This window comes from Streptosporangium sp. NPDC048047, assembly GCF_040653115.1.
Classification (GTDB): Bacteria; Actinomycetota; Actinomycetes; order Streptosporangiales; family Streptosporangiaceae; genus Streptosporangium.
The window spans coordinates 1-3324 of sequence record NZ_JBEZNH010000124.1 but is presented as its reverse complement, the minus strand read 5'-3'; the positions used below and the strand labels follow the sequence as shown (position 1 = coordinate 3324).

The 3324-nt window shown below is 70.8% G+C and carries 2 protein-coding genes; one reads left to right on the top strand and one right to left on the bottom strand.

The features are described 5' to 3' along the window. On the bottom strand, nt 1-1162 hold a 1162-nt coding region (locus AB0D67_RS38980), incomplete at its 3' end, for an N-acetylmuramoyl-L-alanine amidase (protein WP_362947445.1). A gap of 379 nt (nt 1163-1541) precedes the next feature. Here AB0D67_RS38980 and AB0D67_RS38975 point away from each other — a divergent pair. Continuing rightward, nucleotides 1542-3324, top strand: a 1783-nt coding sequence (locus AB0D67_RS38975) for a family 10 glycosylhydrolase (RefSeq protein ID WP_362947443.1), incomplete at its 3' end; no start/stop codon positions are given.

The following is a 3324-nucleotide window of genomic DNA, read 5'->3' as shown; positions in this document are numbered from 1 at the left end:
TGCTCGCCTGGTACCAGGCCGGGTCGCTGGAGGCGACGGGGTTGGCGAACCGGTAGTCGGTGCCGTAGCGCTGGCCGGAGTAGGTGGAGGTGCCCCAGTTGGCGCTGGCGGTGAACTTCCCGGCGGTGGTGTTGTCCACGGTGGCCGACCACGGGGTGCCGCCGCCGCTGCCGGTCACGTACTGCATGTACTTGGTCCAGTTCCAGTACGTGCCGGGGTCGGTGTGCGTGGCGCCGGGCACCTCGTTGTGCCCGATGATGTGGGAGCGGTCCTTGGGGATGCCGTACTTGTCGCAGATGGCGCGGGTCAGCGCGGCCGAGGAGCGGTACATCGCGTCGGTGAACCAGGAGGCGTCGCTGACGTAGCCCTCGTGCTCGATGCCGACGGACCGGGTGTTGTAGGTCCAGTTCCCGGCGTGCCAGGCGATGTCCTTCTCGCGGACCATCTGGGTGACGGCGCCGTCGGAGGAGCGGACCACGTAGTGCGCCGAGACCTGGGCGCTGGAGTTCTGGAACCACGAGATCGTGCCGGCGTACGAGCCCTGGGTCACGTGGATGACGACCCGGTCGATGGCGTAGCTCGACGGGCGGCTGGAGGCGGTGTAGTTGCTGGAACTGGCGGCCACCCAGGACGCGGCCGGGTAGTCGGCGCTGGCGGCCAGCGAGTTGACCGGCGCGTTGAGGTCCGCTGCCTTGGCGTACTCGCCGCGGTCGGCGGTGACCTCCTGCGGGGCGACCTTGACCTTGGGCGTGTCGATGCCGGTGCCGAGGAAGTTGTAGACGGTGTCGGCGTACAACCGGGCGACCTCCGGGGTGGAGGCGTTGCCGTACTTGGCGACGGCGCCGTACCAGCGGCCGGCGTCCTTGCGGGCGGCGTCGTCGAGGCCCAGCTCGTCGGCGTAGGACCGCAGCACCGCGGCGCCGCCGAGGATGTTGGCGGTGTCGTCCCTGCGCAGCGTCCTGGCGGGCTGGCCGGTGATCTGGGCGGCCTTCTCCAGGCTGTGCGCGGCGGGGCTGCTGACCAGGTGCATCACGCCGTAGCCGCCGCTCGCGCTCGGCGCGCCGCCGTGCCCGTCGAGGTGGGTTTCGGAGTAGGCGAGCGCGACGAGCAGGTCGCGCGGGACGTCGTAGGTGGCGGCGGCGCGGGTGAACGCGGCGGCCATGGGTCCCTCTGACGCGGCCGGCGCGGGTGGGGCGGGCGGCGCGGCGGACGCCGGATGGCCTCCGAAGATCAGGAGGGCGGAGAGTAAGCCGGCGGCTGCGGCGGCTGACCGGGCACGGGCGAGCGTCATGATCGCTCCTTGATCGGGGGGTGCCAACGGCTGCACAGTACGGCTTTCATCTGACAAATGTCGATAATTGACATTACTTCCGAGTTAGAAGAAGATTTCCGTCTTTGTAGGCCGCTCGGTCCATCCGGATCCGGCCTCGCTCCATTTGGCGCGTTCCACATTCTCCGAAGGCGTCCCGCTCGTCTCCGGTCATACGGAGAGTGGTGAAGACTATTGCGCTTTGGTGGGATTGGTCTGAAACTTCTTTTCTGTGACGACGCCTCGAGCGGGCCGGACGCGGCGGCTCGCCGCCCTCGGTCGCATTGCCGCGACGACCCTCGCCTTCGCCCTCGCCCTCACCCCCACGACCACCGCCACCGCCGCCACCGCGGGCGCCCCGCGGACGGCGCACGCGGCCACCGCCCTCGCCGCCTGCGCCACCGACCCGGCGACCCCGAAACGCCAGCTCCGCGCGATGTGGGTGGCCAGCGTGGCCAACATCGACTGGCCGAGCAGGACCGGTCTGAGCGCCTCGGCGCAGCAGGCCGAGTTCCGTGCCTGGCTGGACCTGGCGGTGCAGAAGCACATGAACGCCGTCGTCGTGCAGATCCGGCCGACGGCCGACGCGTTCTGGCCCTCGCCGTACGAGCCCTGGTCGCAGTGGCTGACCGGAACCCAGGGCGGGAACCCCGGCTACGACCCCCTGGCGTTCATGGTCGGTGAGGCGCACGCCCGGAACCTGGAGTTCCACGCCTGGTTCAATCCGTACCGGATCGCCAACCACGACGATCCCACCCGCCTGGTGTCCACCCACCCCGCCCGTCAGCACCCCGACTGGCGGTTCGCCTACGGCGGCAAGCTCTACTACAACCCGGGGATCCCGGTGGTCCGCGACTTCATCGAGGACGCCGTCATGGACGCCGTCACCGGGTACGACATCGACGGCGTGCACCTCGACGACTACTTCTACCCCTATCCGGTCAGCGGCGAGACGATTCCCGACGCGGCCGCCTACGCCCAGTACGGCGGCGGCTTCGCGAGCATCGCCGACTGGCGCCGCGACAACGTCAACCTCCTGGTCAAGGAGCTGGACCAGCGGATCCACGCGGCCAAGTCGTGGGTGAGGTTCGGCGTCAGCCCGTTCGGCATCTGGCGCAACGCCTCGACCGATCCGCAGGGCTCACAGACCTCCGGCATGCAGTCCTACGACGCCATCTACGCCGACACCCGGCTCTGGGTGAAGCAGGGCTGGGTCGACTACATCGCGCCGCAGATCTACTGGAACATCGGCTACAACGTGGCCGACTACCAGACGCTCACCGCCTGGTGGGCGGGCACGGTCCGGGGCACGGGCGTTCAGCTGTTCGTCGGCCAGGCCGCCTACCGGGCCGGGGCGTCCGGTGAGAGCGCGGCCTGGCAGCGGCCCGCCGAGCTCAGCGACCACCTCACCTACAACCGCCGGCACCCCGAGGTGCTCGGTGACGTCTTCTTCAGCGCCAAGGACATCAGGGCCGACCGGATCGGCGCCGTCTCCACGCTCGTGGCCGCCCACTACTCGAAGCCGGCCCTGCTGCCCGCGTACGGCGCCGGCGCCGCGCCTGCCGTGCCCTCGATCACCTCGGCCACCCGGGGGACCGGCGGGGTCGCGCTGTCGTGGCAGCGCGGCGGCACCGGCACCCCGGCCTCGTACGCGGTCTACCGGGTGGACGGCTCCCAGGGCGCGGCCGACCCGTGCTTCTTCGCCGACGCCCGCAACCTGGTCGCCACCACCCGCGCCACGTCCTTCACCGACACCGGCGCGGCGGCCGGCTCCACCTACACCTACTACGTGACCGCCCTGGACCGCCTGCACACCGAGAGCGGCCCCAGCGCGGGCAAGGTGGTCACCGGAGGCGGGTCCGGCCAGTTCAGCGTGATCGTCGACAACTCCGGCTCCGGGTTCACCGCGAGCGCCTCCTGGGGCACCTCCGCCTACTCCGGCCAGCGCTACGGGGCCGACTACCGGTTCGCCTCCCCGGTCGCGGCGAGCGACGTGGCCTGGTTCCGGGCGGCCG